The sequence below is a fragment of the Streptomyces sp. NBC_01296 genome (genome assembly GCF_035984415.1).
In the GTDB taxonomy this organism is placed as follows: domain Bacteria; phylum Actinomycetota; class Actinomycetes; order Streptomycetales; family Streptomycetaceae; genus Streptomyces.
Genome location: NZ_CP130720.1, coordinates 6182368 through 6207797, shown reverse-complemented (window position 1 = coordinate 6207797; position 25430 = coordinate 6182368). Strand labels below are relative to the sequence as shown.

Genomic DNA, 25430 nt, shown 5'->3' with positions numbered 1-25430 from the left:
GCGCCGAGGGCGTCGGCCCTGCAGAAAGGGCCGAGGAGAACCAGGTGACGACGTATGACGACCGAGCGAGCCTCGCGGATCTGACGAGCACCGCGGAGCGGGTGCGCCGCTCGGTCGAGAGCGTGATCGAGGGCAAGCCCGAGGTCGTACGCATCGCGCTGACCGTGCTGCTCGCCGAGGGGCACCTGCTGATCGAGGACGTCCCGGGCGTGGGCAAGACCATGCTCGCCAAGACGCTCGCGAAGTCCATCGACTGCTCGGTGCAGCGCATCCAGTTCACGCCGGACCTGCTGCCCTCCGACATCACCGGTGTCAGCATCTACGACCAGCAGCGCCGCGAGTTCGAGTTCAAGCCGGGCGCGATCTTCGCGCAGATCGTCATCGGCGACGAGATCAACCGCGCCTCGCCGAAGACGCAGTCCGCGCTGCTGGAGTCGATGGAGGAGCGCCAGGTCACCATCGACGGCACGACGTACACGCTGCCGAGCCCGTTCATGGTGGTCGCCACCCAGAACCCGGTGGAGATGGAGGGCACCTACCCCCTCCCCGAGGCCCAGCGCGACCGCTTCATGGCCCGCGTCTCCGTCGGCTACCCGAGCCCCGAGGCCGAGCTGCAGATGCTCGACGTACACGGCGGGATCTCCCCGCTCGACGACCTCCAGTCCGTCGCGCACGCCCACGACATCGTCAAGCTGATAGAGGCCGTGCGCGAGGTGTACGTCGCCGAGCCCGTCCGCCGCTACGTCGTCGACCTGGTCTCCGCCACCCGCAGCCACCCGGACCTGCGCCTGGGCGCCTCGCCCCGTGCCACGCTCCACCTGCTGCGCGCCGTGAAGGCCTCGGCCGCCCTGTCCGGCCGCGAGTACGTGCTGCCCGACGACGTACAGGCGCTGGCCGCCCCCGTCCTCGCGCACCGGCTGCTGCCCACCGCGCAGGCCCAGCTGAACCGGCGCACCGCCGAGCAGGTCGTCCACGACATCCTCCAGCGCACCCCCGTCCCCGCCGCGCACGCCCGCGGCGAGATGCCGCCCGGCGCGGGCATCCGGAGCTTCTGATGAGCGCCGGTGCCCCGCGCGGCGCCGGCGGCGAGGGCCGGGGCGCCGGCGGGCTGCGCGCCTCGCTGGCGGGGCTGACCACCCGCGGCCGGTCCTTCCTGGCCGCCGGGGTCGCCGCCGCCCTGTGCGCGTACGTACTCGGCCAGGGCGAACTGCTCCGGGTCGGGCTGCTGCTCGCCGTGCTGCCGCTGGTCTGCGTCCTCGCCCTGCACCGCACCCGCCACCGGGTCTCCGGCAGCCGCCGGCTGACCCCGATGCGGGTGCCCGCGGGTTCCGAGGCGCGGGTCCAGCTGCGCATGGAGAACGTCTCCCGGCTGCCCACCGGGCTGCTCATGCTCCAGGACCGGGTGCCGTACGTCCTCGGGCCCCGGCCCCGCTTCGTCCTGGACCGGGTCGAGCCCGGCGGGCGCCGCGAGGTGTCCTACCGGGTCCGCTCCGACCTGCGCGGCCGCTACCCTCTGGGCCCGCTCCAGCTGCGGCTGACCGACCCCTTCGGGCTGGTCGAGCTGACCCGCTCGTTCAGCACGTACGACACCCTCACCGTCATCCCCCGCACCGAGGTGCTGCCCGTGGTGCGGCTGGCCGGCGAGACCTCCGGCTACGGCGACGGCAGCCGCCGCTCCCTGGCCCTGGCCGGCGACGACGACGTGATCCCGCGCGGCTACCGGCGCGGCGACGACCTGCGCCGGGTGCACTGGCGCTCCACCGCCCGCTACGGCGAGCTGATGGTGCGCCGCGAGGAGCAGCCGCAGCGCAGCAGGGCCACGGTCCTGCTGGACACCCGCGGCGTCGCCTTCGAGGGCGCCGGACCGGACTCCGCGTTCGAGTGGGCGGTGTCCGGGGCGGCCTCGTCCCTGGTGCACCTGCTCGAGCAGGGGTTCTCGGTACGGCTGCTGACGGACACCGGGACCTCGGTGCCCGGCGACGGCGGCGGCTTCTCCTCCGGCGGGCAGGAGTCCGTGGAGGCCGCCGGGCTGATGATGGACACCCTCGCGGTCGTCGGGCACTCCGACGGCGCCGGCCTCTCGCGCGCGTACGACGCGGTGCGCAGCGGCGGCGGCTCGGGCGGGGGCTTCGGCGGAGCCGGCGGTGACGGGCTCCTCATCGCCTTCTTCGGGGACCTGGACGACGTACAGACGGAAGTGGCAGCCAAGATGCGCGTGCGCTGCGGCGGCGCGGTGGCCTTCGTACTGGACTCCGCGCTCTGGTCCGGGCAGCCCTCGCGCGTGGAGGCGCGGGTGCGCAGGCTGCGCGACGCGGGCTGGACGGCACTGGCCGCACCGCCCGGGGTGGCGTTCGGGGAGCTGTGGCGGCAGGCCGGGAACGCTCCGCTCGGCACGGGTACTTCCGGAGGTTGGGGATGAGCGGGCGAGCGCGCGTGACGCTCTTCGCGATGCTGGCGAGCCTGCTCACCTCGTGGTCGCTGGCCTCGCTGGTGGACTCGGCGGGCTGGCTGCTGCAGGCCGCGGTGCTGCTGGCCGTGCAGAGCGGGGTGGGGGCCGGGGCCCGGCGGTTGCCGCTGGGGCGCACGCTGACCGTGGCCTCGCAGGTCCTGGTGTCGCTGCTGGTGCTCATGTTCCTGTTCGCGGGCAAGGGCGAATCCACCGGGACCGGGCCGATGGCCTACCTGGTGACGGACTTCGGCGCCCTGTTCCGGCGGGGCGTGCAGGACGTCGGCGAGTTCGCGATCCCGGCGCCGCTGACGGACGGCATCCGGCTGCTCCTGCTGGCCGGGGTGCTGCTGATCGGGCTGCTGGTGGACCTGCTGGCGGTGACCCTGCGGACCGCTGCCGCGGCCGGGCTGCCGCTGCTCGCGCTGTACTCGGTCGCCGCGGGTCTCTCCGGCGGCGCCGGGGCCTCCGCGGTCTCCTTCCTGCTGGCCGGCTGCGGCTACCTGTTGCTGCTGCTGGCCGAGGGCCGCGACCGGCTCGCGCAGTGGGGCCGGGTCTTCGGCGCGGCCCCGAGCGGGCGGGTGTCGGCGGCCTCGGGGTACGGGGGCGGCGGCGCGGGCACGGGCCAGGCGCTGGCGCCCGTACGCACGGGGCGGCGGATCGGCGCGGTGGCGCTCGGGATCGCGCTGGCGGTGCCGGCGGCGCTGCCGGCGCTCGGCGGCGGGCTGCTGGGCGCGCAGGGCGAGGCCGAGGGCGGCGGCACGGGCGTCGGCGGGACGATCTCGGCGGTCAACCCGCTGGTCTCCCTGCAGGGCAGCCTGAACGCGCAGGACAACCGGGTCGTGCTGAAGTACCGCACGGACAGCCCGCAGCTCGGCGAGCAGTACCTGCGGATCCTGGCGCTGGACGAGTTCAACGGCGTCAAGTGGGAGGCCTCCGGGCGCGCCCTGACCGACGTGCCGGAGCGGATGCCGGCCCCGCCGGGGCTGAGCGAGCAGGTCCGGGCGACCGGGACCGAGGTACGGACGAGCATCTCGGCGGCGGACACGTACGCGCAGCGCTACCTGCCGATGCCGTACCCGGCGACGGGCGTGGACATCCCCGGCAAGTGGCGGTTCGAGCCGGCCGGCCGGACCCTGGTCGGCGACCAGCTGGGCAAGGACAAGTTCCAGAACGTCCAGGGCGCCATGTACACGGTGCGCAGCCTGCTGCTGCGGCCGACGGCGGTGGAGCTGCAGGCGGCGCCGGAGGCGAATCCGGCGATCAAGGCCGAGTACACGAAGCTTCCGGACAATCTGCCTGCCGTGGTCGCCGATACCGCCCGCCAGGTCACGAAGGGTGCGAAGGACGACTACACGCGGGCGGTGAAGCTGCAGGACTACTTCGCCGTGAACGGCGGCTTCCGCTACGACACGAAGGTGGCCTCGGGTACGGGGCCGCAGGCCATCGCCCGGTTCCTCGCGGACAAGGAGGGGTTCTGCATCCACTTCGCGTTCTCGATGGCGGCGATGTCGCGCTCGCTCGGGATCCCGGCGCGGGTCGCGGTGGGGTTCACGCCCGGCGAGAAGCAGTCGGACGGCAGCGTGAACGTGTCGATGCGGGACGCGCACGCGTGGCCCGAGCTGTACTTCGAGGGCGTGGGCTGGACCCGGTTCGAGCCGACGCCGCGCCAGGGCATCACGATCCCGGACTACTCCCGGGCCGAGACCCCCGCGGCCCAGCCGTCCGCGCCGACGGCGCTGCCCTCGCAGGGTGCGGCGCAGCCGTCGGCGGCTCCGTCCAAGGCCGAGGACTGCCCGCCGGAGCTGAAGAAGCTCGGCGAGTGCGGGGCTGCGGCGGCGCAGCAGAACGCGGGTTCGGGTGGCGGCGGCCCGTCGCCGGCCACGGTCCTGACGTGGACCCTGTCCCTGCTGGTCGTGCTGGCCCTCCCCCTGCTCCCCCTGCTGTGGCGCAGGCGGGTCCGCGCACGCCGTCTGTCGGGCGGAGCGGTTCTGGCGGCCTGGGAGGAGCTGGGCGACGCCGCGTGGGACGTGGGCATCGCCCCCGACGAGGCCTTGTCGCCGCGGCGGGCGGCGGGCCGCGTGGTGGTACTGGGCCGGCTGGAGCAGGACGCGGCGGATGCGGTGCACCGGGTTGCGGGGGCGGTGGAGCGTGCGCTGTACGCCCCGCCCGGCGAGGAGGTCTCGTACGAGACCCTGGCGGCGGACGTCCTGCTGGCCCGGGCGGCCCTCCTCGGCTCGGTGAGCCGCGGGTCGCGCCTGCGCGCGCTGCTCCTGCCGCGCTCGGCGGTCCGCCTCCGCTGGGCGGCATCGGCCCGGTGGACCGCCCTGAAGGCCCGCGCCACCCCTTCACTGACCCGAGCCTCGGCCCTCCTCTCCCGCCTCCCCCTCCGGGGCCGGAGCTGAGGCGGAGGCCCTGCGGGCGGCTTCTCCCCGCCCGGGGCTGAAGCCGATCGGGGTCAGCGCCCCCGCAACGGCGCCGCGGTACGGCACCGGCAGGAAGCGCGAACGCAACAGCGCGGCGAGGCTCGATCCCCCCGAGCCCCGCCGCGCTGGGTTGCGCCCCCGCTCACGGCGAAGGTACCCGGCCCGCACCGGCCGCCCCGTGTCGGCGGTCCGGACCGGGTCCCCGTCCGTTGTCCCCAGTCTGGCGTCCGCGCAGGTGGGGGCCATCCGCCCGCGTACTCATTTCCACACCTAGGTACACGTACTCAGGCGGCGGTGGCGCCACCAGTTCTACGCCGTCCCGCGGGCCCGCGGCACCGCCGATCGGGGGTCATGGCGGGGCTCTCAGCGGTTCCCGCTGACCCGGCCCCGCAGCAGCAGCGACAGCGCCGAATGCACGTCGTCCAGCGACCGCTCGCTCTGGAACGACTGCCAGTCCAGCGCGGCCACCAGCACCATGCCCACCATCGCGGCAGCCGTCAGCGGCACGTCGATCTCCGCGCTGAGCTCCCCCCGCTCCACGCCCTCCCGCAGGACCGTCTCCACGACGGCCACCGCCTCCTGCCGGACCACCATCAGCGTGGACTGCCACGCCCGGTTCGTCCGCCACAGTTCGGCGACGTACAGCTGGGTGAAGGCCGGGTACCGGTCGATGAAGACGAGGCCGGCCCGGATCATCGCGTCGAGCGCCTCGACCCGGCTGCCGCCCCGCTGCTCCGTCTCCTCGGCCGCGGTGCGCAGCGAGACCGTCAGCAGGCCGACGCCGTGGCGCAGCAGCTCCTCGAAGAGTTCGTTCTTGCTCGCGAAGTTGTAGTAGACGGTGCCCTTCGCGACCCCCGCCCGCTCGGCGATCTCGTCGACCGTGGTCGCGGAGAATCCCTGTTCGGCGATGAGCGTGACGGCCGCCTCGTAGAGCTTCTGGCGCGTTGCCTGGCGGCGGCCGCCGCCGGTACCGGTGTTGCTGGTGTCCATGGGGCTGATTCTCACAGGTCAACCGATCTCTACAGGCTCAGTTCCGGGTGCAGCCGGTCCATCGTCCACACCTGCTTGCCGCGGGCGGCGAGCGAGGTGAGGAGCAGGGAGCCCGCCGTGAAGGCCACCAGGACCGCGCAGCCCACCCAGACCCGGGTGAGGTCGCCGCCGGAGATGAGGCGGCGCAGCCCCTCGACGATGTACGTCATCGGCAGGTACGGGTGGATCCAGTTGAAGAAGGCGGGACTGGTCTCCACGGGGTACGTACCGCCCGCCGAGGTCAGCTGCAGCATCAGCACGACGAGAACCAGGATCCGCCCGGCCGCCCCGAACTTCGCGTTGAGCCACTGGACCATCGCCGCGAAGCAGGCGGTGGCCAGCGCGAGGAAGCCGATGGCGAGCGCGGGGCGGGCCATCTCCAGGCCGAGGGCCCAGTGGAGTACGGACATCAGCGCGAGCACCTGCAGGACCCCTATGCCCACCACGGGCAGCCAGCCGGCGAAGGCGATCCGCCAGGGCGAGGCGCCGGCGGCCAGGGCGCGCCGGTTCAGCGGTGCGATGAGCATGTAGGCGACCATCGCGCCGACCCAGAGGGAGAGCGGGATGAAGTACGGCGCGAAGCCGGTGCCGTAGTTGGGCGCCTTGTGCAGGGACTGGTTGGCGAGCTTCACCGGGTCGGCCATGACCTGGGTGCGGGCGTCGCGCTGCTGCTGGTCGTAGTCCGGGATCTTGTCGACGCCCTCGTGCAGGCCGCCGGCCAGGGCTCCGTTGCCGTCGACGAGCTTGTAGATGCCGCCGTCGAGGCTGTGTGCCCCGTCGCCGATCTTGCCGACTCCCGCACCGATGGCCTCGGAGCCGTCGGTGGCCTTGCCCAGGCCGGTGTGGAGCTGGGCCATGCCGGTGGCGACCTTCTGGGCGCCGGTGTTGAGGGCGTTGGCGTCGGCGACGGCCTGGTCGAGCCTGCCGGCGAGGCCGGGGGCGCCCGCGGCGAGCTTGCGGGCCTGCTTCTCCAGGTCGGTGAGCTGCCCCCGCAACGCGCTCAGGTCGGCGTCGGAGTCCTTGACCAGGGTGTCTACGTCACCGGTGAGCTGGGCGGCCTCGGCGGTGGCGTCCTTCAGCTTCTTCATGTCGGCGCAGACTGCCGGCAGCGGCTTGGCCGCGGCGCCCGTGCAGGTGCGGGTGTACGTGTCGGCGGCCAGGGCCGCGGCCTGCTTGCTGACCTTGGCCGCGGCGGGGGCCTTCTTGGCGAAGGTGTCGAGGTGGTTGTTGACGACCCGGGCGGTGTCCGCGACGAGCAGCGCCGTGTCGGCGAGCTGCTTGGGGTTGTCCAGGTAGGGACGGACCTGGGAGGCGGTGCCGTTGACCTTGTCCGCGATCTGCTGGGTGCCGGCGGCGATGTCCTTCGAACCGGTGGCCAGCTTGCCCGAGGCCGAGTTGAGCTTCTTCAGTCCGCCGGTCAGCTCGCCGTTCTTCTCCTCGACCGTGTCGAGGCCGTCGGCGATCTCCTTCGCGCCCTCCTGGGCCTTGCTCGCGCCGTCCTTGAGCTTGTCGGCGCCGTCGGCGGCCTCGGCGGTCTTGTCGTGGAGGTCGGAGAAGGAGACGAAGATCTTGTCGAGGAAGCCGCGGGAGGCGTTGGTTGAGGCTGCGGAGCGGACCTCGGAGAAGACGGTGCGCGAGATCGACCCGACGATGTAGTTGTTCGCGTCGTTCGTACGGACCTGCAGGGCGCTGGTGGCGGGGTCGTCACCGGCACTGGAGGCGATCTTCGTGCTGAAGTCGGCGGGCATGGTGAGGGAGAGGTAGTACGTCCCCTTCTCCACTCCCTTGGCCGCCTCTTCGGCGCTGACCTCGCGCCAGTCGAAGGTCTTGCTGTCGTGGAGCTTCCTGGCGATCTCGCCGCCGGCGTCGACGTGCTTGCCGTCGACGGTGGCGCCCTTGTCGGCGTTGACGAGGGCGACGGGCACCTTGTCCAGGTTCTTGTACGGGTCCCAGAAGGAGCACAGGTACAGCGCGCCGTACAGCAGCGGCAGCAGGAGCAGCGCGATGAGAGCGGCCACGGGCAGCTTCCCCCGCCCGAACCGCTTCAGCTCAAGCGCGGCCAGCTTCGGCGAGCGCATCGTCGGCCCCCTTCGTGTCTTCGCTGTCTTCGATGTCTTCGGTGTGAGCCGCGGGCTCCGCGGCTCCCGTGTGCAGGACCGTCACGTCGTCCGGTGCGTCGCTGCACACCGCGAGGACGGTGGTCCCGCGGGCGGCGATCGAGCGGAGCAGGGTCCAGGCCGCCGCGCGCTCGGCGTCCGAGAGCTTGAGGTCCAGGTCGTCGAGGGCCAGCAGCCGCGGCGAGCCCAGCAGGGCGATGGCCACGGACAGCCGGACCGCCTCCAGCCGCTCCAGGTCCCGTACGGAGGTGCGCGGGCCCTTGGGCAGCTGGGCGAGGTCCAGCCCGGCGGCGGTCAGGGCGGCGTCGATCCGGGCCTGTGTCCCGGCGCGGCGCTCGCCGCGCGGGCGGAGCAGGGCGCGCACGGGGCCCTCGTAGCGGCGCTGGAGCAGTGCGCCCTCGCGCAGTTGCTCGGCGACGGTGAGGGACTGGTCGAGCTCGTTGACCCCGGTGACCGGGCCGAGGGCGGCGATCCGGCGGACCGCGGTCAGGTGCTTCGGCAGTCGGTGGCCGGCGATCTCGGCGTGGCCCTCGGTGGCCTTCATGCGTCCGGTGAGGGCGAGGAGAAGGCAGGTCCGGCCGCTGCCGGAGGGTCCTTCGACCGCGATGAGCGCGCCGGGCTCCGCGTCGAGGCCCACCCCCCGGAACGCCCAGCCGCGCGGGCCCTTGAGTCCGAAGTTCTCGGCCTTGACGGCCGCACCGTGCGGGCTGTCCACGCCGTCCCCCCTCTTTGAACTGACTGGTCAGTTCAAAAACTAGCACCTTTGGGTGCACCACATGGGCACAGGGGGGCAGTTGACCGGACAGAGGGGGCAAAACAGCAGGTCAGGGCGATTGTCAGTGGTGAGCGTCACGATGGATGCAGGCACAAACACAGACACAGCAGTACGCAACGACAGGAGGTTCGTCATGGCCACACCGTCCCCGTCCCCTGTCCACCCCGTCCCCCGCAGGTCGGCGGCACCGCCGGCCGCGCTCGATCTGCTCGCCAAGGCCCGCGCCGGCCTGGCCGAGGCCGCCCGGCTGACCCGGCCCAACGAGCGGTACGCCACCGCCCACCTCGCCGCGCTGCGCACCGCCGCGGCCGTGCTCGCCGCGCGCGGGCGGCCGGAACCGGTCGGCGCGCGGCGCAGGCCCCGGATCCGCAGCGCGTGGGAGGTACTGCCGGAGATAGCACCGGAGCTGACGGAGTGGAGCGCACTGTTCGCCTCCGGCGCCGACCGCCGGGCGCGGGCCGAGGCGGGGATACGGGATGCGGCGTCGGTCCGGGACGCGGACGATCTGGTGCGTGCCGTGGCGATGTTCCTGCGGCTGGTGGAGCGGATGCTCGCCCTCCAGCCGGTGGCCCCGACACTGCCCCAGCCCCGACCGGAGTCCCAGGACGCGGGCTGAGCTGGCCGGGGTGACCGGTGGGGGATGCTCCAGGCAATAGGGTGGGGTTCGCATCTTCCCCCTTGTCGCGCCGAGGAGCCATCAGCCGTGTCGGACACTTCCCGCCCCCGTGCCTCCCTCCGCACCGCCGTGGTGTGGGAGGTCCTCAAGGAGGCGCTCGACCGCCGGGTGAAGGCGACCGGGCGGGATGTGCTGGACGTGCTCGACACCGGCGGCGGCACCGGCAAGTTCGCCGTGCCGGTGGCCCGGCTGGGCCACCGGGTGACCGTGGTGGACCCCAGCCCGAACGCGCTGTTCGGGCTGGAGCGCCGCGTCGCCGAGGCCGGTGTCGCCGACCTGGTGCGCGGCGTGCAGGGCGATGCCCAGGGCCTGCTGGACGTCGTCGAGCGCGACGCGTACGACGTGGTGCTCTGCCACGGCGTGCTCGAGTACGTGGACGACCCGGCCGAGGGCGTGGCCAACGCGGTCGCCGCCCTGCGCCCCGGCGGCACGCTCAGCCTGCTGGGCGCCGGCCTCGGCGGGGCCGTGCTGGCCCGCGCCCTCGCCGGCCACTTCACCGAGGCCCGTACGGCGCTCACCGACCCGGCCGGCCGCTGGGGCGCGGGCGACCCGGTACCGCGCCGCTTCACCGCCGAGCAGCTCACCGAGCTGGTCGGCGGGGCCGGCCTGGAGGTCGGCCCGGTCCACGGAGTCCGCGTCTTCGCCGACCTCGTCCCCGGCGTCCTGGTGGACACCGAGCCGGGCGCGGTCGAGGCGCTGCTGCGCCTGGAGGAGGCGGCCGCCGAGCTGCCGGCCTTCCACGCGGTCGCGACGCAACTGCACGTTCTTGGCGAGAAGCGCGCCTGATCTGCGGAGCTTCCGCCCACGGAGTACGCCGGACACCCTCCGATCCGGCGATCGGCCCCGTATGATCGTGCTCAGTGACCGGCATGGTGGACGAGCCGTTGGGGAATAAGCGCCTCAGTGACCGCCCACCCGGCGGTACGGTTTCGCGCAGGGTTTGGCTCAGGCAACGCCTTTTCGGGCGGTGTCTTCTCCGGGCAGTGTTTTGTAACCTCGCGTAGAGGGCGGGTATCACGGGGGCGATTCCCCGCCTATCCTGAAGGGGACCCCTGGTCGCTACCCCCCGCGACCGACGGATGAGGAGGACTCCCGTGCCGCTCTCGGAGCACGAGCAGCGAATGCTCGAGCAGATGGAGCGAGCGCTGTACGCCGAAGATCCCAAGTTCGCGACAGCGCTTGAGGGAAGCGGACTGCGTACGTACACCCGGCGACGGGTCTACCAGGCAGTCGCAGGCATTGTGGTGGGTATCGCGCTCCTCATGACCGGTGTGATCATTCCGAACGTACTCTGGGTCAGCGTGGTGGGATTCCTCGTCATGCTCGGCTGTACGGTCCTCGTGGTCACCGGTTGGCGCAAGGCACCCAAGCCTGGCGAGCAGCCCGTCTCCGGCAGTGCAGGCGGTTCGGCCCACGGCCGCAACCGACAGCGTCGGTCGATGATGACCCGGATCGAGGAGCGGTGGCAGCGCCGCCGCGACGAACAGGGGCAGTAGGCCTCCGCAGACACAAGTGAGGGGACGGCCGCCGCACGGCGGCCGTCCCCTCACCGCTCTGCCCCGCCGGTCCGGCCCCTCCGCCTGACTCCCGGATCGCCCCTCCCGCGGCGCGATCCTGCGGCATGATGACCCGGTGAATGTGCTCCCCCTGGTCTTCACCAGCGGCTGGGCCAGCGGGATCAACGCCTACGCCGTGGTCCTCCTGCTCGGCATCTTCGGCAGAACCGGACTGACCGACGACGTCCCCGCGTCCCTCCAGCGCACCGACGTGCTCATCGTCGCCGGCGTGCTGTTCCTCTGCGAGGCCGCCGCCGACAAGATCCCGTACGTGGACTCGGTCTGGGACACGGTGCACACCGTGATCCGCCCGGTGTCCGGCGCCGTGGTCGGCGCCCTGCTGGCCGGCCAGAGCGGCTCGCTCTCCGACATCGCCGCCGGTGCGATCGGCGGCTCCACCGCGCTGGCCAGCCATTTCATCAAGGCCGGCACCCGCATGGCCGTCAACACCTCGCCGGAGCCGTTCAGCAACATCGCGCTGAGCACCGTCGAGGACCTGGGCGTGGCAGGCATCGTCACCTTCGCGATGTTCCACCCCGAGGCCGCTGCGATCATCGTGGCCGTCCTGCTGGCCGCCGGTCTGGCCGTACTCGTCTTCCTCTGGACCCGGATCCGCCGCTTCCTGCGCCGCCGGGCCCAGCGCCGCGAGGACAAGCGGCTCGCCGCCGAGCAACGCGAGGCGGCCGGGCCGGCCACGGTGCCACCCCGCTGACCTCCCGCGATCCCGCTCGATAGGGTCATCCGCATGGCACGAATTGCGGTGATCGGCGCCGGCATGGGCGCGATGGCTACGGCGGCCCGACTGGCCGTGGCAGGGCACCAGGTGACGGTGTACGAGCGCGGGTCCGCGTACGGCGGCTCCGTCGGCCGCTACGAGCGCGACGGATTCGTCTTCGACACCGGGCCCGGGCTGCTGCACCTGCCCGCCGTCTACCGCGACCTGTTCGTCAAGACCGGCAAACGGCCCCTGGAGGACTGCGTCGAACTCGTCCAGGTCGACCCGGCCGTCCGGCATGTCCTGGCCGACGGGACGGCCGTCACCCTCCCCGGCGGCTCGCGCGGCGGCGCCGCCGCCGTCCTCGACCAGGCCTTCGGCGCGGGCGCCGGGGACCGCTGGAACGGGGTGCTGGGCCGGGCCCGGGACGCCTGGAACGCCACCCGCCGCCCCTTGCTGGAAGAGCCGCTGCGCCCCGACTGGCAGGTGCTGGGCGGCGATCCGTACCCCGCGCTCCGCAAGAGCGGCCTGCTGCGCCGCCGCCCGCCGACCCTCGCCGAGGTGGCCGACCGCGAGCTGGGCGGGGAGCTCGGCGAGCTGCTGGCGGCCCGGGTGCGGGCGTACGGGATCGACCCCGCCACCGCACCCGCCGCGGCGGCCGTGCTCCCGTACATGGAGCAGACCTTCGGCAGCTGGTACGTGCGCGGCGGGATGCGGGAGCTGGCCAACGCCGTGTACGAGCGCTGCCGGGAGCGGAAGGTCGCGTTCGTCTTCGATGCGCCGGTACGGGAGGTCCTGGAGCGGGACGGACGGGCGGCCGGGCTGCTGCTGGCCGACGGCTCCGAGGCGGCTGCCGACCTCGTGGTCTGCGGGGTCGACCCGCGGCAGCTGGGGACCCCGCTGCCGGCCGGCGGCGCCCCGGCCCGCGGGCCGGGCATGGCGAGTCGGCTGACCGTGCTGCTCGCGCTGCGCGGAGCGCGCCCCGCGGACGCCGTCCACCGCACCCTGGTCCACTCCCCCGCCGCCCAGCTGACGGTGCTGCGCCCCGACGATCCGGCCGTCCGGCCGGACGCGGACCACGAGGCCGTCACCGTGAGCGCCGCCTGCGGCCCTGAGGGCGCCCCGGCGCCGCGCGTGGAGGAGCTGCTGGACCTGGCAGCCCGGGCCGTGCCCGGGCTGCGCGAGCGGCTGCTGTGGGCGCAGACGCGTACGCCCGCGGACATCGAGGCGGCCACCGGCGCGCCGGGCGGCGCGGTGCCGCCGCCCGCCCTCGCCGGAGCGGGCGGGCGGATGCTCTACCCGGCCAACACCACGGCCCTGCCGGGGCTGTTCCTCGCGGGCGGCTGGGCGCACCCCGGCGGCGGGCTCGCGCACGCCGGGATGACCGGGGCCCTGGTGGCCGGACTCATCGTGGAGGGCGCGGAGTTCCGCGGCTCCCAGTGACGCGGACGCCCCCGGGGAACGGACCCCGGGGGCGCACGCCCTGCTTCACGGCCTGCACGGCCTGCACGGCCTCACGGCCTCACGGCCTCAGTAGCGGTACTGCTCGTACTCGCCGGAGCCCTGGTACGGGTACTCCTGCGGCTGTTGCTGCGGGTACGGCTGCTGCTGCTCGTCCCCCGGGTAGGGAGGGGCGGCCCCGTCGGTGGACCGCTGCTGCGGCACCCACACCCCGCCCGGCGGGGTGTCCATGGAGTACTGCTGCTGCCCGCCCGCGCTCGCGTACGGATCGGCGGAGTAGCCGGCGTACGGGGTGTAGTCGTAGGGCTGTTGCGGGATGACGGCCCCGCCGGTGCCGATGTACGGGTCCGAGTAGGCGGCGTAGACCTGCTGTTCGCCGCCGGCCGGATAGCCCGCGGTGTAGTCGTAGCCGCCCTGGGTCTGCGGCGCGTAGGCCTGCCCGTCGTAGTAGGACGCGTACTGGTGGGCGTCCTGTTCGGCGGTGGAGAACGGCGAGGCGAAGGCCGCCGTCTGCCCCGCGTCGGCGGTGGGCGCGAAGCTCTGTATCCCGTACGACCCGGTGTCCTCGGGCAGCGGCTCCGGGCTGTAGAACTCCTCGGTCGCGGCATGGAACTGCGGCTCCGGCTGCTCGTTGCCGGACGCGTCGGCCGTATCGGCGCCGTCGGCGTCCAGGGCCGTCCCGTCGGAGCCGTATTCCAGCCCGGTCACCTGCAGCGCGGGCTCGGGGCGCGGACCGCCCGCCCGGCGGCGCCGGTTCTGCCGTACGGGCTCACCGCCCCGGCGCAGCGCCCAGCCGGCCTCGAAGCCCTTGCGGAAGGAGAGCGTCACCAGGGTCTGGCCCAGGGCGAACGCGGCCGCGCCGACACCGATGACGGGCACCGAAGGCAGCACTACTCCGGCGACCACCCCGAGGAACCCGGCGAACGCGAGCAGGCGCCAGCGCAGCCGGGCCTTGTACTGCATCAGGACCTCGGCAAGCAGCCACAGCGCGACGAAACCGAACGCGATGTAGAGGACCGTCATTCCCATGCGTGGCACCTCTCGGTACGGCCGCCCCGCCCAGGAAAACGGGAGCCGGCCGATCAGGCCCGCTGGTGCAGGCCCAGGTTCTCGTAGATCTCGAGAGTCGCCGTGGAATTGTTCAGCGTGATGAAGTGCAGCCCCGGTACACCCTCGGACAGCAGCCGCGCGCAGAACTCCGTGGCGAACTCGATCCCAATGGAGCGTACAGCGGCCGGATCGTCCTTGACGGCGAGCATGCGCTCTTTCACGGCTGCGGGGAAGACTGCGTTGCTGAGTTGTGGCAATCGGTCGAGCTGCTTGATGCCCACAACAGGCATGACCTCGGGGATGATCGGGGTCTCGCAGCCCGCCTTCTCGGCGCTTTCGCGCAACCGCAGATAATTCTCCGGATCGAAGAACATCTGGGTGATCGCATAATCGGCGCCGGCACGGCACTTGTCCACGAAGTGACGGATGTCCGTGTCCCAGTCCTGCGAGCGCGGGTGCATCTCGGGGAAGGCCGCGACGCCCACGCAGAAGTCGCCGGACTCCTTGAGCAGCCGGACCAGGTCGGCGGCGTAGTGCACGCCCTCGGGGTGCGCCACCCACGGGCCCATCGGGTCGCCCGGCGGGTCGCCGCGCACGGCGAGCATGTTGCGGATGCCGGCGTCGGCGAACTGGCCGATCACATTGCGCAGCTCGGCGATGGAGTGGTCGACCGCGGTGAGGTGCGCGACGGGGGTCAGGGTGGTGTCGGCGGCGATCTGCTGGGTGGCCTTGACGGTGCCGCCGCGGGTGGAGCCGCCGGCCCCGTAGGTCACGGAGACGAAGCTCGGGCCCACCGCCTCGATCCGGCGCAGCGCGTTCCAGAGGTTGCGCTCGCCCTTCTCCGTCTTGGGGGCCCAGAACTCGAAGGAGTACGACCGGCTCCCGGACGCCAGCAGGTCACGGACCGTGCGTGCACGGTCCGTACGGGTGGAAGCGGTACCAAGGGCCATACGGGCAGGTTAGACGCGCGTTCGTGGTCACCGAAGCCGTGTCCGCCTTTTGGACACGTTTTTGGACACCTGCACGGGTGGCCCGGGGAGGCTTAGGCGGAAACGCGCTCCCGGACCCGCTTGGCCAGGTCGGCGGCGGCCGCACCCGGGTCGGAGGCCTCGGTCAGCGCGCGGACGACCACGACGCGGGTGGCTCCGGCGTCGAGGACCTCGTCGAGGTTGCCGGCGTCGATGCCGCCGATGGCGAACCAGGGGCGGGCCTGCGCCAGCGATGCCGTGTACCGGACCAGCCCGAGGCCGGGGGCGTACCGGCCGGGCTTGGTGGGGGTGGGCCAGCAGGGGCCGGTGCAGAAGTAGTCCACGCCCGGCTCGGCGACGGCGGCGTCGACCTCGGACTCGGCATGGCAGGACCGGCCGATGAGCACCCCGTCGCCGAGGATCGCGCGGGCGGCGGGCACCGGGATGTCGCCCTGGCCCAGGTGCAGGACGTCGGAGCCGATGGCGTGGGCGACGTCGGCCCGGTCGTTCACCGCGAGGAGCCGGCCGTGCCGGCGGGCGGCCTCGGCGAACACCTGGAGGTGCTCGAGCTCCTCGCCGGCCTCCATGCCCTTGTCCCGGAGCTGGACGATGTCCACGCCCCCGGCCAGGACCGCGTCGAGGAACTCGGGGAGGTCTCCCTGCCGCTTGCGGGCGTCCGTGCACAGGTAGAGCCGGGCGTCGGACAGCTGGGCGCTCGCGGACACGATCACGGACATGGGTACCCCCCGGGGTGGATGCGGTGCACGGGCCGTCCAGGGCCCGCGCACCGCGGATGGATCAGGCGGCTCGGATCACCCGGGCCGCCGGGTTGCCCCGGTCGCCCGGGTCTCTCGACTCTCTCGGGTCAGAGGGCGAGCGCCTGAGCGCGGCGCTTCACCTCCGTGCCGCGATTCTCGCTCAGCGCCTGGACGGGAGTGCCGGGCAGGCTGTCGTCCGCGGTGAACAGCCACTCCAGGATCTCCGCGTCGGTGAAGCGGTCGTCGCGGAGTACGGTCAGCAGGCCGACCAGGCCCTTGACGATCTTGTCCCCGTCGATGAAGGCCGCGGGGACCTGGAGGGAACGGTTCTCGCCGCGGCGCACCGCGAGCAGCTGACCTTCCTTGACCAGCTGGCGAACCTTGGTCACTTCGATGTCGAGCATCTCCGCGATGTCGGGGAGGTACAGCCAGGCGGGGACAAGGGCATCGATCTTTGCGTCAATCTCGGTCACGAGCACAAGCCTGCCACCTCGGACCGACACCCGGTACCCGAGCCGACCCGTCCGGGTCTGCGCGCCCCGCTAGACGAGGGCCGATTTCAGCGGGGTCGCGGGGTCGGAGACCTTCGCGGGGTCCACCGGGGCGCCCGTCTCGATCAGCTTGCGGCCCTGTGCCAGATCCCGCGGCCGGCCCACCGCCAGGACCGCGACCAGCGCCCCGGCCCGCAGCCAGCACACCGACCACGCCGCCTCGGCGGGGTCGCCGCGCCACATCAGCTCGTCCGCCCCCGCGTGGTGCCCCGCGTACTGCACGAAGCGCCCGAACTGCTCCGACCAGAAGTACGGCACCGGGTCGTAGACCTGCGCCGGAGCCCCCGCCACGATGTTCGCCGCGACCACGCGCGGCCCCTGCAGGGCGTTGTCCCAGTGGTGCACCAGCAGCCGCGCCCCGTAGCGCCCCGAGGGGAACGACGCGCAGTCGCCGACCGCGTACACCCCGGGCAGGGAGGTCCGCAGGTACTCGTCCGCCGTGACCGCGCCGTCCGGGCCGAGCCCGACCCCCGAGTCCACCAGCCACCGGGTCGCGGGCCGGGCCCCGATGCCCACGACCACCGCGCCGGCCGGCAGCTCCCGGCCGTCCGCGAGCAGCACGCGCCCGGACTCCACCGAGGCCACCTTGGCGCCGGTCAGCAGGGCGGCCCCGGCCTCCTCGTACCAGCGGGCCATCGGGGCCGCGACCTCCGCGGGCAGCGCCCCGGCCAGCACCCGGTCCGCCGCCTCGACCACGGTCACCGCGCAGCCCGCCTCGCGCGCGGCGGTGGCGAACTCGGCGCCGATCCAGCCCGCCCCGACGACCACGGTCGCCGGCGCCTGGGCCAGCACCGGGCGCAGCCGGGCCGCATCGTCCAGGGTGCGCAGCAGGTGCACGCCCTGGACGCCTTCGGATCCGGGCAGGGTCAGCGGTTCGGCGCCGGTCGCCAGTACGAGCACCTCGTACGGGACCGGTCCCGCCTCGGTGTCCAGCTCGCGCTCGGCGGCCCGCAGCCCGGTGACCTCCACCCCGAGCCGGAGCTCGATGCCCAGCCCCTCGAAGTCGACGTCGAAGGCGGAGTCCTCGGCCTTGCCGAGCAGCACCGCCTTGGACAGCGGGGGCCGGTCGTACGGCTGGTGGGGTTCGGCGCCCAGCAGGGTCACGGGGCCGCTCCAGCCCTGCTCCCGCAGCGCGACCGCGGTCTGCACCCCGGCCATTCCGGCGCCGACGATGACGACGCCGCTCTGTGTCTGTTCCGTCTGCTCGCTCACACCGCCCAGCCTAGCGATCTGACGCTCCATCAAGTACAGCAGCCCGGGGAGCGGCCGGGGAGGCAGCCTTACCCGGCCCCGGCGCCGGGGTTAGTCTGGCCGTCGTACCTATCGCGGGAGTCCGGGCGCACCGGGCTGAGAGGGAGGCTGGACGGCCTCCGACCGTACGAACCTGATCCGGGTCATGCCGGCGAAGGGAGGGGCTGGACGCCCATGCACTCATCTCGGAAGGGATCCGCCAGGGGATCCGACGTCCTCGTCATCGGGGGCGGGATCATCGGCCTGGTCACCGCCTGGCGGGCGGCCCGGCGCGGGCTGCGGACCGTGCTCGCCGATCCGGCGCCCGGCGGCGGCGCCGCGCAGGTCGCGGCGGGCATGCTCGCCGCCGTCACCGAGCTGCACTACGGCGAGGAGACCCTGCTGGGCCTCAATCTCGCCTCCGCAGCCCGCTACCCGGAATTCGCCGCCGAGCTGGCCGAGGCCAGCGGCGGGATGGACCTCGGCTACCGCGCCTGCGGCACGCTCGCCGTCGCCCTCGACGCCGACGACCGGCTCCACCTGCGCGAGCTGCACGCCCTGCAGCGGCGCTGCGGCCTGGAGTCCGAGTGGCTCACCGGCCGCGAGTGCCGCCGCCTGGAGCCGATGCTGGCCCCGGGCGTGCGCGGCGGCCTGCGCGTGGACGGCGACCACCAGGTCGACCCGCGCCGGCTGGCGGCCGCGCTGCTGGCCGCCTGCGAGGGCGCCGGCGTGGAGATCCGCCGGGCGAACGCGGAGCGGCTGCTGACCACCGCCGACCGGGCCGTCGGCGCCCTGCTCGACGACGGTACGGAGCTGCGCGCCGACCAGGTGGTGCTGGCCGCGGGCTCGCTCAGCGGCCGGCTGGCCGGCGTACCGCCGGACGTGCTGCCTCCCGTGCGGCCGGTGAAGGGGCAGGTGCTGCGGCTGGCGGTGCCGGCGGCGTACGCGCCGTTCCTTTCGCGGACGGTACGGGCGGTGGTCCGCGGCAGCCACGTGTACCTGGTCCCGCGCGAGAACGGCGAGCTCGTCATCGGAGCCACCAGCGAGGAACTCGGCTGGGACACCACGGTCACCGCGGGCGGCGTGTACGAACTCCTGCGCGATGCCCACGAGTTGGTGCCCGGCATCACGGAACTGCCGCTGACCGAGACCCTCGCGGGGCTGCGGCCCGGCTCCCCGGACAACGCCCCGCTGCTCGGCCCGACCGAACTGCCCGGCCTGCACCTGGCCACCGGGCACTACCGCAACGGGGTGCTGCTGACCCCGCTCACCGGCGACGTGATGGCGGAGCTGCTGACCACCGGCGCGCTCCCGGAGATCGCCCGCCCGTTCACCCCGCGCCGCTTCAACGCCGCACGTCAGGAGTCGTACGCATGACCATCTCCGTCAACGGCGAGCCGCGCGAGGTCGCGGCCGGCACCACCCTCGACGCGGTGGTCGCCATCCTGACCGCGGCCCCGTCCGGCGTCGCGGCCGCACTCAACGAGACGGTGGTCCCGCGCGGACAGTGGCCGCTCACGCCGGTGGGCGAGGGCGACCGGGTCGAGATCCTCACCGCCGTGCAGGGAGGCTGAGCGCGATGGCAGACGACGCTTTCGTGCTGGCCGGCCGGACCTTCTCGTCCCGTCTGATCATGGGGACGGGCGGGGCGCCGAGCCTGGACATCCTGGAACGGGCGCTGATCGCGTCCGGTACGGAGCTCACGACGGTGGCGATGCGCCGGCTGGACCCGACGGTCCAGGGCTCGGTCCTGTCGGTGCTGACCCGGCTGGGCATCTCCGTGCTCCCCAACACGGCGGGGTGCTTCACGGCGGGCGAGGCGGTGCTGACGGCGCGCCTGGCGCGGGAGGCGCTGGGCACGGACTGGATCAAGCTCGAGGTCGTGGCCGACGAGCGGACCCTGCTGCCGGACGGGGTGGAACTGCTGGACGCTGCGGAGACCCTGGTGGACGAGGGTTTCACGGTCCTTCCGTACACGAACGACGACCCGGTGCTCGCGCGCAAGCTGGAGGACGTGGGCTGTGCGGCGATCATGCCGCTGGGGTCTCCGATCGGCTCGGGGATGGGCATCCGCAACCCGCACAACTTCGAGCTGATCGCGGAGCGGGCGGGGGTTCCGGTGATCCTGGACGCCGGAGCCGGCACGGCGTCGGACGTGGCCCTGGCGATGGAGCTGGGCTGCGCGGCGGTGATGCTGGCCTCGGCGGTGACGCGGGCGCAGGCCCCTGTCCTGATGGCGGCGGCGATGCGCGACGCGGTTTCGGCGGGCCGCCTGGCCCATCGCGCGGGCCGGATCCCGCAGCGCCGCTTCGCGGAGGCCTCGTCCCCGACCGAGGGCCGCGCCACCCTCGACCCGGAACGCCCGGCGTTCTGACCGCGTCCGCTGCCGGGTGCGGCGCCGTCGCGGGGGACGGCTCCCGCGCCCCCGGTCCTCGAACGCCGGCGGGCCGGATCTTCCGGCCCGCCGGCGTTCGCGGGGAGAAAAACCCCACACAGCGGGCTACCGCACCCCGCCTGACCAGCGAAGCCGAACCCACACGTCACAGCTGCGCTGCAACAAACCACCACCCGGGACAGGACTCCGACCCACGCTCGTAGAATCGCCGGGTGGATACGACCCTGGATGACCCCCTCGTCGGGCAGACACTCGACGGCCGCTACCGCGTCGACGCCCGCATCGCGGCCGGCGGGATGGCCACGGTCTACCGGGCCGTCGACACCCGCCTCGACCGCGTGCTCGCGCTGAAGGTGATGCACCCGGCGCTCGCCGCCGACGGCGGCTTCGTCGACCGGTTCATCCGCGAGGCCAAGTCCGTGGCCCGCCTCGCGCACCCCAACGTCGTCGCCGTCTTCGACCAGGGCACCGACGGGCCGTACACGTACCTCGCCATGGAGTACGTCTCCGGCTGCACCCTGCGCGACGTGCTCCGCGAGCGCGGCGCGCTCCAGCCCCGCGCCGCCCTCGACATCCTCGAGCCCGTCCTGGCCGCGCTCGGCGCCGCCCACCGGGCCGGATTCGTGCACCGCGACATGAAGCCCGAGAACGTCCTGATCGGCGACGACGGCCGGGTCAAGGTGGCGGACTTCGGGCTGGTCCGGTCCGTCGACTCGGTCACCAGCACCACCGGCTCCGTCCTCGGCACCGTCTCCTACCTCGCCCCCGAGCAGATCGAGAGCGGCAGCGGCGACACCCGCGTGGACGTCTACGCCTGCGGTGTCGTCCTGTACGAGATGCTCACCGGCTCCAAGCCGCACTCCGGCGCCACTCCCGCCCAGGTGCTCTACCAGCACCTGCACGAGGACGTGCCGCAGCCGTCGGCCGCCGTCCCGGGGCTGCCGGGCGTCCTGGACCAGCTCGTCGCGTACGCCGCGGCCCGCGATCCGGAGCTGCGCCCCTCCGACGCCGCCGCCCTGCTCGGGCTGACCCTCGACGCCCGCGCGGTGCTCAGTGACGCCGACCTCGACGCCGTGCCGCCGCAGGCGCGTGCCGGGACGCGGAGCGCCACCGAGGACCGCACCGGCGTGATCCCGCGGCCCGTCGCGGCGCAGCCGCCCGTGAACCTCACCTCCCGGCTGGAGCTCCCGGACCGCCCGGAGCCCGCACCGGCCCAGGCGGCGCCGCCGGCTCCGCGCAGGCCGCGGCGCGGCACGCTGCTCGTGATCGCCGGGGTGCTGCTCGCGCTCGGTCTGGGCACCGGGGTCTGGTACATCAACGCCGGCCAGTTCACGAAGGTCCCCAACCTGCTCGGGAAGACCGAGGCGCAGGCCAAGTCCGAGCTGTCCGCGGCCGGCCTCGGCGTGAAGCGGATCGACCGGAAGTTCAGCGACGCCTTCGACCGCGGGACGGTGATGAACTCCGACCCCGCGAGCGGCAAGCGCATCCGCGGCAACGGCGCGGTCGTGCTCACGGTCTCGCGCGGCCCGGAGGTCGTCGTCGTACCGGATGTGAAGGGCACGACGCTGGAGGACGCGAAGGCCGAGCTGACCAAGAGCGGTCTGGCGCCGGGCCTGGTCACCCAGGCGTTCAGCCAGGACATCGCCCAGGGCTCGGTGATCAGTACCGACCCGACGGGCGGGCAGAAGCGGCCGACCGACACCGCGGTCGCGATCCTGGTCAGCAAGGGCCGGCCGGTGCAGGTGCCGAACGTGGCCGGACGCCCCCTCGACCAGGCACGGGCCACCCTCCAGGACGCCGGCCTCAAGGTCGAGACGGCCGCCGAGCAGGTCAACTCGCCGTTCCCGGCCGGTACGGTCGCCAACCAGTCGATCGGCGCCGGAGCGCAGGCCGCGACGGGTGACACGGTGACGCTCACCGTGTCCAAGGGCCCCCGGCAGATCCCGGTGCCGAACGTGACCGGCCAGGAGGCGGACGTGGCCCGCAGGACGCTGGAGGCAGCCGGTTTCAAGGTGAAGGTGGAGCGCCCGTTCCTGGCCTTCAGCAACACGGTGGACGCCCAGTCGGTGCCGGGCGGCCAGAGCGCCCCCGAGGGCAGCACGATCGTCCTGCGGACCAAGGGGCTGTAGCGGCGGATGGACCAGGCCATGCGCAATCCGGTGGGCGGGCACGTCCCCGTCGCCGGCGGGCTCGCCTCGGTGGGGCTGACGTACGCGCGGGAGATGGGTGCGGAGGCCGTCCAGGTCTTCGTGGCCAATCCCCGCGGCTGGGCCACCCCGGTCGGGAACCCGGCGCAGGACGAGCTGTTCCGGGCCGGGTGCGCGGCCGGGTCGGTCCCGGCGTACGTGCACGCGCCGTACCTGATCAACTTCGGCTCGCACACCGAGGCGACCGTGGAGAAGTCGGTGGAGTCGCTGCGGCACTCGCTGCGCCGCGGCCGGGAGATCGGTGCGCTCGGGGTGGTCGTCCACACCGGCTCGGCGACCGGAGGACGCCCGCGCGAGGCGGCGTACGCGCAGGTCAGGGAGCACATGCTGCCGCTGCTGGACGAGCTGGTGCACGACGACGACCCGTTCCTGCTGCTGGAGTCCACGGCCGGGCAGGGCTCCTCACTGTGCTCGCGGACGTGGGACTTCGGCCCGTACTTCGAGGCCCTGGAGCACCACCCGAAGCTCGGGATCTGCCTGGACACCTGCCACATCTTCGCCGCTGGGCACGATCTGGCGGAGCCGGGCGGCGCCAAGCAGACGCTGGACCTGCTGGTGGACACGGTGGGCCAGGGGCGGCTGAAGCTGATCCACGCGAACGACTCGAAGGAGGGCGTGGGCGCCCACAAGGACCGCCACGCCAACATCGGGCAGGGCCACATCGGCCGGGACGCCTTCGCCGAGCTGTTCACGCACCCCGCGACGGAGGGCGTCCCGCTGATCATCGAGACGCCGGGCGGCAAGGAAGGCCACGCGGCGGACGTGGCGCTGCTGAAGGAGCTGCGCGAGCTCCACTGATCCGTTGAGGAATACCCCTGGGGGGTATACGGTTCTGCTCACTGCAGGACCGTAGTCCGGCGTTCCCAGGGGGTTCCGATGGAACACGCGCACGCACACCACGAGCACGACGCCCACCACCAGCACCACGACAGCGACCACGGCGGCCAAGGCACCGGCCACGGCCACGGCCACGGCCACGGCAAGGCGAGCTGGGCCGTGGCGGCCAAGGCCACCCTCCACTGCCTCACCGGCTGCGCCATCGGCGAGGTGCTCGGCATGGTCATCGGCACGGCGCTGGGTTGGGGAAACGTTGGGACGACGATCCTGGCGATCGTCCTCGCGTTCTTCTTCGGCTACGCCCTCACCCTGCGCGGGATCCTCGCCGCCGGCGTGGACCTGCGTACGGCCGTCCGGGTGGCGTTGGCCGCGGACACTCTTTCGATCGCCGTCATGGAACTGATCGACAACGGCGTGATCGCGCTGTGGCCGGGAGCGATGGACGCGCACCTCGCGGACGCGCTGTTCTGGATCGTGCTGGCGATCTCGCTCGCGCTCGCCTTCGTCGTCACGACGCCGGTCAACAAGTGGCTGATCGGCCGCGGCAAGGGCCACGCGATCGTGCACCGCTACCACCGCTGAAGGTCGGCCGGGCCAGGCCGTCTCTTTCGGATCACGCCTCGCCGACGAGATCCGAAAGAGACGCCTAGATCTCGGGGCCGTCCCCCGGCTCCTCCTGGTACGAGTAGCGCTGCTCGCGCCAGGCGTCGCCGATGTTGTGGTAGCCGCGCTCCTCCCAGAAGCCGCGGCGGTCGGCGGTCATGTACTCGACGCCGCGGACCCACTTCGGGCCCTTCCAGGCGTACAGGTGCGGGACCACGAGCCGCACCGGGAAACCGTGTTCGGCGGTGAGCAGTTCACCACCCTCGTGGGTGGCGAAGACGGTCCGGTCGGAGGCGAAGTCGGCCAGCCGCAGATTGGAGCTGAAGCCGTACTCGGCCCACACCATCACGTGCGTGACCTGCGGCGACGGCGGCGCCAGGGCGAGGATGTCGCGGGCGAGGATCCCGCCCCATTCGGCGCCCTGCATGCTGAACTTCGTCACGCAGTGCAGGTCCGCCACGACCGATTCGAACGGCAGGGCCGTGAATTCCTCGTGGTTCCAGCAGCGCTTGTCACCGTCGGCGGTGGCTCCGAAGACGCGGAACTCCCAACGGTCGGGCTTGAACTTGGGGACCGGGCCGTAGTGGGTGACCGGCCAGCCTCGCTGCAACCGCTGCCCCGGTGGAAGCTCCAGCTGCTCTGCTCCCGGAGATTCCCGGCTTTCCGGCTGACCCATGCCTCCATGGTGACAGACGTGGCGGGGTGGTCACGACCAGGTATGCCCCTATACGGGCAAGTCACGGCAACTCACACTAAGGAGGCACTTACTGGACGCTCCCCTGCGGCGGTGCAAGGATGCGCGCACTCCCCCAGCCACGGCCGGGAAGTACCCCCAGACCCGTCACACAGCTGACATTGCCTGGAAGGAGCCTCTGCGATGCAGGGCGACCCCGAGGTCCTCGAGTTTCTGAACGAGCAGTTGACCGGCGAGCTCACGGCGATCAACCAGTACTGGCTCCACTACCGGATCCAGGACAACAAGGGTTGGACCAAGCTCGCGAACTACACCCGTGCCGAGTCCATCGACGAGATGAAGCACGCGGACAAGATCACCGAGCGCATCCTCATGCTGGACGGGCTGCCGAACTACCAGCGCCTCTTCCACGTACGGGTCGGCCAGACCCTGACGGAGATGTTCCAGGCGGACCGGCAGGTCGAGGTCGAGGCAATCGACCGCCTCAAGCGCGGGATCGAGGTGATGCGCGGCAAGGGCGACGTGACCTCGGCGCGCCTCTTCGAGGAGATCCTGGGGGACGAGGAGCACCACATCGACTACCTCGACACCCAGCTGGAGCTCATCGAGAGCATCGGGGAGCCGCTCTACATCGCGCAGCTGATCGAGCAGCCGGAGAGCTGAGCCGCAGCGATACCCTGCGGGCCCGACGCCTTACGCGGCTTCCGCGAGCTCCGGGTCGACGGCGAGCACGGCTGCCGCGTTGCCCTTCTCCAGCAGCTCCCGGCGCGGGCAGGCCCCGCGGCCCAGGATGCCCTGGATGGTGCGCACGCAGGATCCGCAGTCGGTGCCGGCCTTGGTGACCGAGGCGATCTGGCGGGGGGTGCAGGCCCCGGCGGCCGCGTGATCCTTGACCTGCTTGTCGGTGATCCCGAAGCAAGAGCAGACGTACACGCG

25 protein-coding genes and 1 riboswitch are annotated in these 25430 nt (G+C 73.0%); of the genes, 15 read left to right on the top strand and 10 right to left on the bottom strand.

From position 1 onward, the window contains the following. Window positions 1-44 precede the first annotated feature (44 nt). The 3 genes from OG299_RS28265 to OG299_RS28255 are packed head-to-tail and all read left to right on the top strand — an operon-like array spanning window position 45 to window position 4851. The gene (locus OG299_RS28265) at window positions 45-1055 is read left to right on the top strand and encodes an AAA family ATPase (protein WP_266630069.1); all 1011 of its coding nucleotides are present in this window, start codon (window positions 45-47) and stop codon (window positions 1053-1055) included. Then, window positions 1055-2419: a DUF58 domain-containing protein gene (locus OG299_RS28260; protein WP_327363002.1), complete on the top strand. Its 1365-nt coding sequence runs from the start codon at window positions 1055-1057 to the stop codon at window positions 2417-2419. Before OG299_RS28265 ends, OG299_RS28260 begins: the two co-directional genes overlap by 1 nt. Continuing rightward, window positions 2416-4851 carry a transglutaminase TgpA family protein gene (locus OG299_RS28255; protein ID WP_327363001.1) on the top strand — a complete coding sequence of 812 codons (2436 nt, stop codon included), beginning with the start codon at window positions 2416-2418 and terminating at the stop codon, window positions 4849-4851. The genes OG299_RS28260 and OG299_RS28255 overlap by 4 nt, the downstream gene beginning before the upstream one ends. Window positions 4852-5235: 384 nt before the next feature. On the opposite strand, the gene OG299_RS28250 is transcribed toward OG299_RS28255, so the two are convergent. From OG299_RS28250 to OG299_RS28240, 3 genes are read right to left on the bottom strand one after another with little or no spacing between them, the layout of a single operon-like run. After that, entirely contained in the window at window positions 5236-5862 is a 627-nt protein-coding gene (locus OG299_RS28250) for a TetR/AcrR family transcriptional regulator (protein ID WP_266630063.1), read from the bottom strand. 29 nt (window positions 5863-5891) lie between these two features. Next, the gene (locus OG299_RS28245; protein ID WP_327363000.1) at window positions 5892-7979 is read right to left on the bottom strand and encodes a YhgE/Pip family protein; all 2088 of its coding nucleotides are present in this window, start codon (window positions 7977-7979) and stop codon (window positions 5892-5894) included. Then, window positions 7951-8733, bottom strand: coding sequence for an ATP-binding cassette domain-containing protein (locus OG299_RS28240; RefSeq protein WP_327362999.1), 783 nt, complete (start codon window positions 8731-8733; stop codon window positions 7951-7953). Before OG299_RS28240 ends, OG299_RS28245 begins: the two co-directional genes overlap by 29 nt. A gap of 193 nt (window positions 8734-8926) precedes the next feature. On the opposite strand from OG299_RS28240, the gene OG299_RS28235 reads away from it, so the two are divergent. The 5 genes from OG299_RS28235 to OG299_RS28215 all read left to right on the top strand — a co-directional run bounded on the left by OG299_RS28235 (window position 8927) and on the right by OG299_RS28215 (window position 13183). Continuing rightward, the gene (locus OG299_RS28235; protein WP_266630057.1) at window positions 8927-9409 is read left to right on the top strand and encodes an SAV_6107 family HEPN domain-containing protein; all 483 of its coding nucleotides are present in this window, start codon (window positions 8927-8929) and stop codon (window positions 9407-9409) included. Between the two features lie 87 nt (window positions 9410-9496). Then, window positions 9497-10255, top strand: a complete 759-nt coding sequence (locus tag OG299_RS28230; protein WP_266630055.1) for a class I SAM-dependent methyltransferase — start codon at window positions 9497-9499, stop codon at window positions 10253-10255. Between the two features lie 308 nt (window positions 10256-10563). Next, complete coding sequence (locus OG299_RS28225) at window positions 10564-10965, top strand: SCO2097 family morphological protein (protein ID WP_030156028.1); 402 nt, start codon at window positions 10564-10566, stop codon at window positions 10963-10965. Window positions 10966-11101: 136 nt separating this feature from the next. Further along, window positions 11102-11737 (top strand): DUF4126 domain-containing protein, encoded by a 636-nt coding sequence (locus tag OG299_RS28220; RefSeq protein WP_327362998.1) that lies wholly within the window; start codon window positions 11102-11104, stop codon window positions 11735-11737. Between the two features lie 33 nt (window positions 11738-11770). Further along, window positions 11771-13183, top strand: coding sequence for a phytoene desaturase family protein (locus OG299_RS28215; RefSeq protein ID WP_327362997.1), 1413 nt, complete (start codon window positions 11771-11773; stop codon window positions 13181-13183). An 87-nt stretch (window positions 13184-13270) separates the two neighbouring features. Here OG299_RS28215 and OG299_RS28210 read toward each other — a convergent pair whose 3' ends face one another. The 5 genes from OG299_RS28210 to OG299_RS28190 all read right to left on the bottom strand — a co-directional run bounded on the left by OG299_RS28210 (window position 13271) and on the right by OG299_RS28190 (window position 17740). Then, entirely contained in the window at window positions 13271-14230 is a 960-nt protein-coding gene (locus OG299_RS28210) for a hypothetical protein (RefSeq protein ID WP_266630047.1), read from the bottom strand. Between the two features lie 53 nt (window positions 14231-14283). Beyond that, window positions 14284-15201 carry a methylenetetrahydrofolate reductase [NAD(P)H] gene (metF, locus tag OG299_RS28205; RefSeq protein ID WP_266630045.1) on the bottom strand — a complete coding sequence of 306 codons (918 nt, stop codon included), beginning with the start codon at window positions 15199-15201 and terminating at the stop codon, window positions 14284-14286. Window positions 15202-15293: 92 nt separating this feature from the next. Further along, window positions 15294-15956: a thiamine phosphate synthase gene (thiE, locus tag OG299_RS28200; protein ID WP_327362996.1), complete on the bottom strand. Its 663-nt coding sequence runs from the start codon at window positions 15954-15956 to the stop codon at window positions 15294-15296. Between the two features lie 128 nt (window positions 15957-16084). Further along, window positions 16085-16450, bottom strand: coding sequence for an Rv2175c family DNA-binding protein (locus OG299_RS28195; RefSeq protein WP_266630041.1), 366 nt, complete (start codon window positions 16448-16450; stop codon window positions 16085-16087). A 69-nt stretch (window positions 16451-16519) separates the two neighbouring features. After that, on the bottom strand, window positions 16520-17740 hold the full coding sequence (locus OG299_RS28190; RefSeq protein WP_327362995.1) for an NAD(P)/FAD-dependent oxidoreductase: 1221 nt from the start codon (window positions 17738-17740) through the stop codon (window positions 16520-16522). Between the two features lie 103 nt (window positions 17741-17843). Then, window positions 17844-17956, top strand: a riboswitch (TPP riboswitch). On the opposite strand from OG299_RS28190, the gene thiO reads away from it, so the two are divergent. The 6 genes from thiO to OG299_RS28160 all read left to right on the top strand — a co-directional run bounded on the left by thiO (window position 17954) and on the right by OG299_RS28160 (window position 23779). Continuing rightward, window positions 17954-19135, top strand: coding sequence for a glycine oxidase ThiO (thiO, locus tag OG299_RS28185; RefSeq protein WP_266630037.1), 1182 nt, complete (start codon window positions 17954-17956; stop codon window positions 19133-19135). (Overlaps the previous riboswitch by 3 nt.) Further along, on the top strand, window positions 19132-19332 hold the full coding sequence (gene thiS / locus OG299_RS28180) for a sulfur carrier protein ThiS (RefSeq protein ID WP_053785183.1): 201 nt from the start codon (window positions 19132-19134) through the stop codon (window positions 19330-19332). The genes thiO and thiS overlap by 4 nt, the downstream gene beginning before the upstream one ends. Window positions 19333-19337: 5 nt before the next feature. Continuing rightward, entirely contained in the window at window positions 19338-20132 is a 795-nt protein-coding gene (locus OG299_RS28175) for a thiazole synthase (RefSeq protein WP_327362994.1), read from the top strand. Window positions 20133-20365: 233 nt separating this feature from the next. Beyond that, a complete protein-coding gene (gene pknB, locus OG299_RS28170; protein WP_266630031.1) occupies window positions 20366-22282 on the top strand; it encodes a Stk1 family PASTA domain-containing Ser/Thr kinase in 1917 nt (638 codons plus the stop codon). Window positions 22283-22300: 18 nt separating this feature from the next. Next, window positions 22301-23158: a deoxyribonuclease IV gene (locus OG299_RS28165; protein WP_405706500.1), complete on the top strand. Its 858-nt coding sequence runs from the start codon at window positions 22301-22303 to the stop codon at window positions 23156-23158. A 78-nt stretch (window positions 23159-23236) separates the two neighbouring features. After that, window positions 23237-23779 (top strand): DUF4396 domain-containing protein, encoded by a 543-nt coding sequence (locus OG299_RS28160; protein ID WP_327362992.1) that lies wholly within the window; start codon window positions 23237-23239, stop codon window positions 23777-23779. A 64-nt stretch (window positions 23780-23843) separates the two neighbouring features. On the opposite strand, the gene OG299_RS28155 is transcribed toward OG299_RS28160, so the two are convergent. Next, window positions 23844-24476: a sulfite oxidase-like oxidoreductase gene (locus OG299_RS28155; RefSeq protein WP_327362991.1), complete on the bottom strand. Its 633-nt coding sequence runs from the start codon at window positions 24474-24476 to the stop codon at window positions 23844-23846. 201 nt (window positions 24477-24677) lie between these two features. Here OG299_RS28155 and bfr point away from each other — a divergent pair, with 201 nt between their 5' ends. Beyond that, window positions 24678-25157 carry a bacterioferritin gene (gene bfr, locus OG299_RS28150; RefSeq protein WP_030291847.1) on the top strand — a complete coding sequence of 160 codons (480 nt, stop codon included), beginning with the start codon at window positions 24678-24680 and terminating at the stop codon, window positions 25155-25157. 30 nt (window positions 25158-25187) lie between these two features. Here bfr and OG299_RS28145 read toward each other — a convergent pair whose 3' ends face one another. Then, window positions 25188-25427 carry a (2Fe-2S)-binding protein gene (locus tag OG299_RS28145; protein ID WP_266630022.1) on the bottom strand — a complete coding sequence of 80 codons (240 nt, stop codon included), beginning with the start codon at window positions 25425-25427 and terminating at the stop codon, window positions 25188-25190. Window positions 25428-25430: the final 3 nt, after the last annotated feature.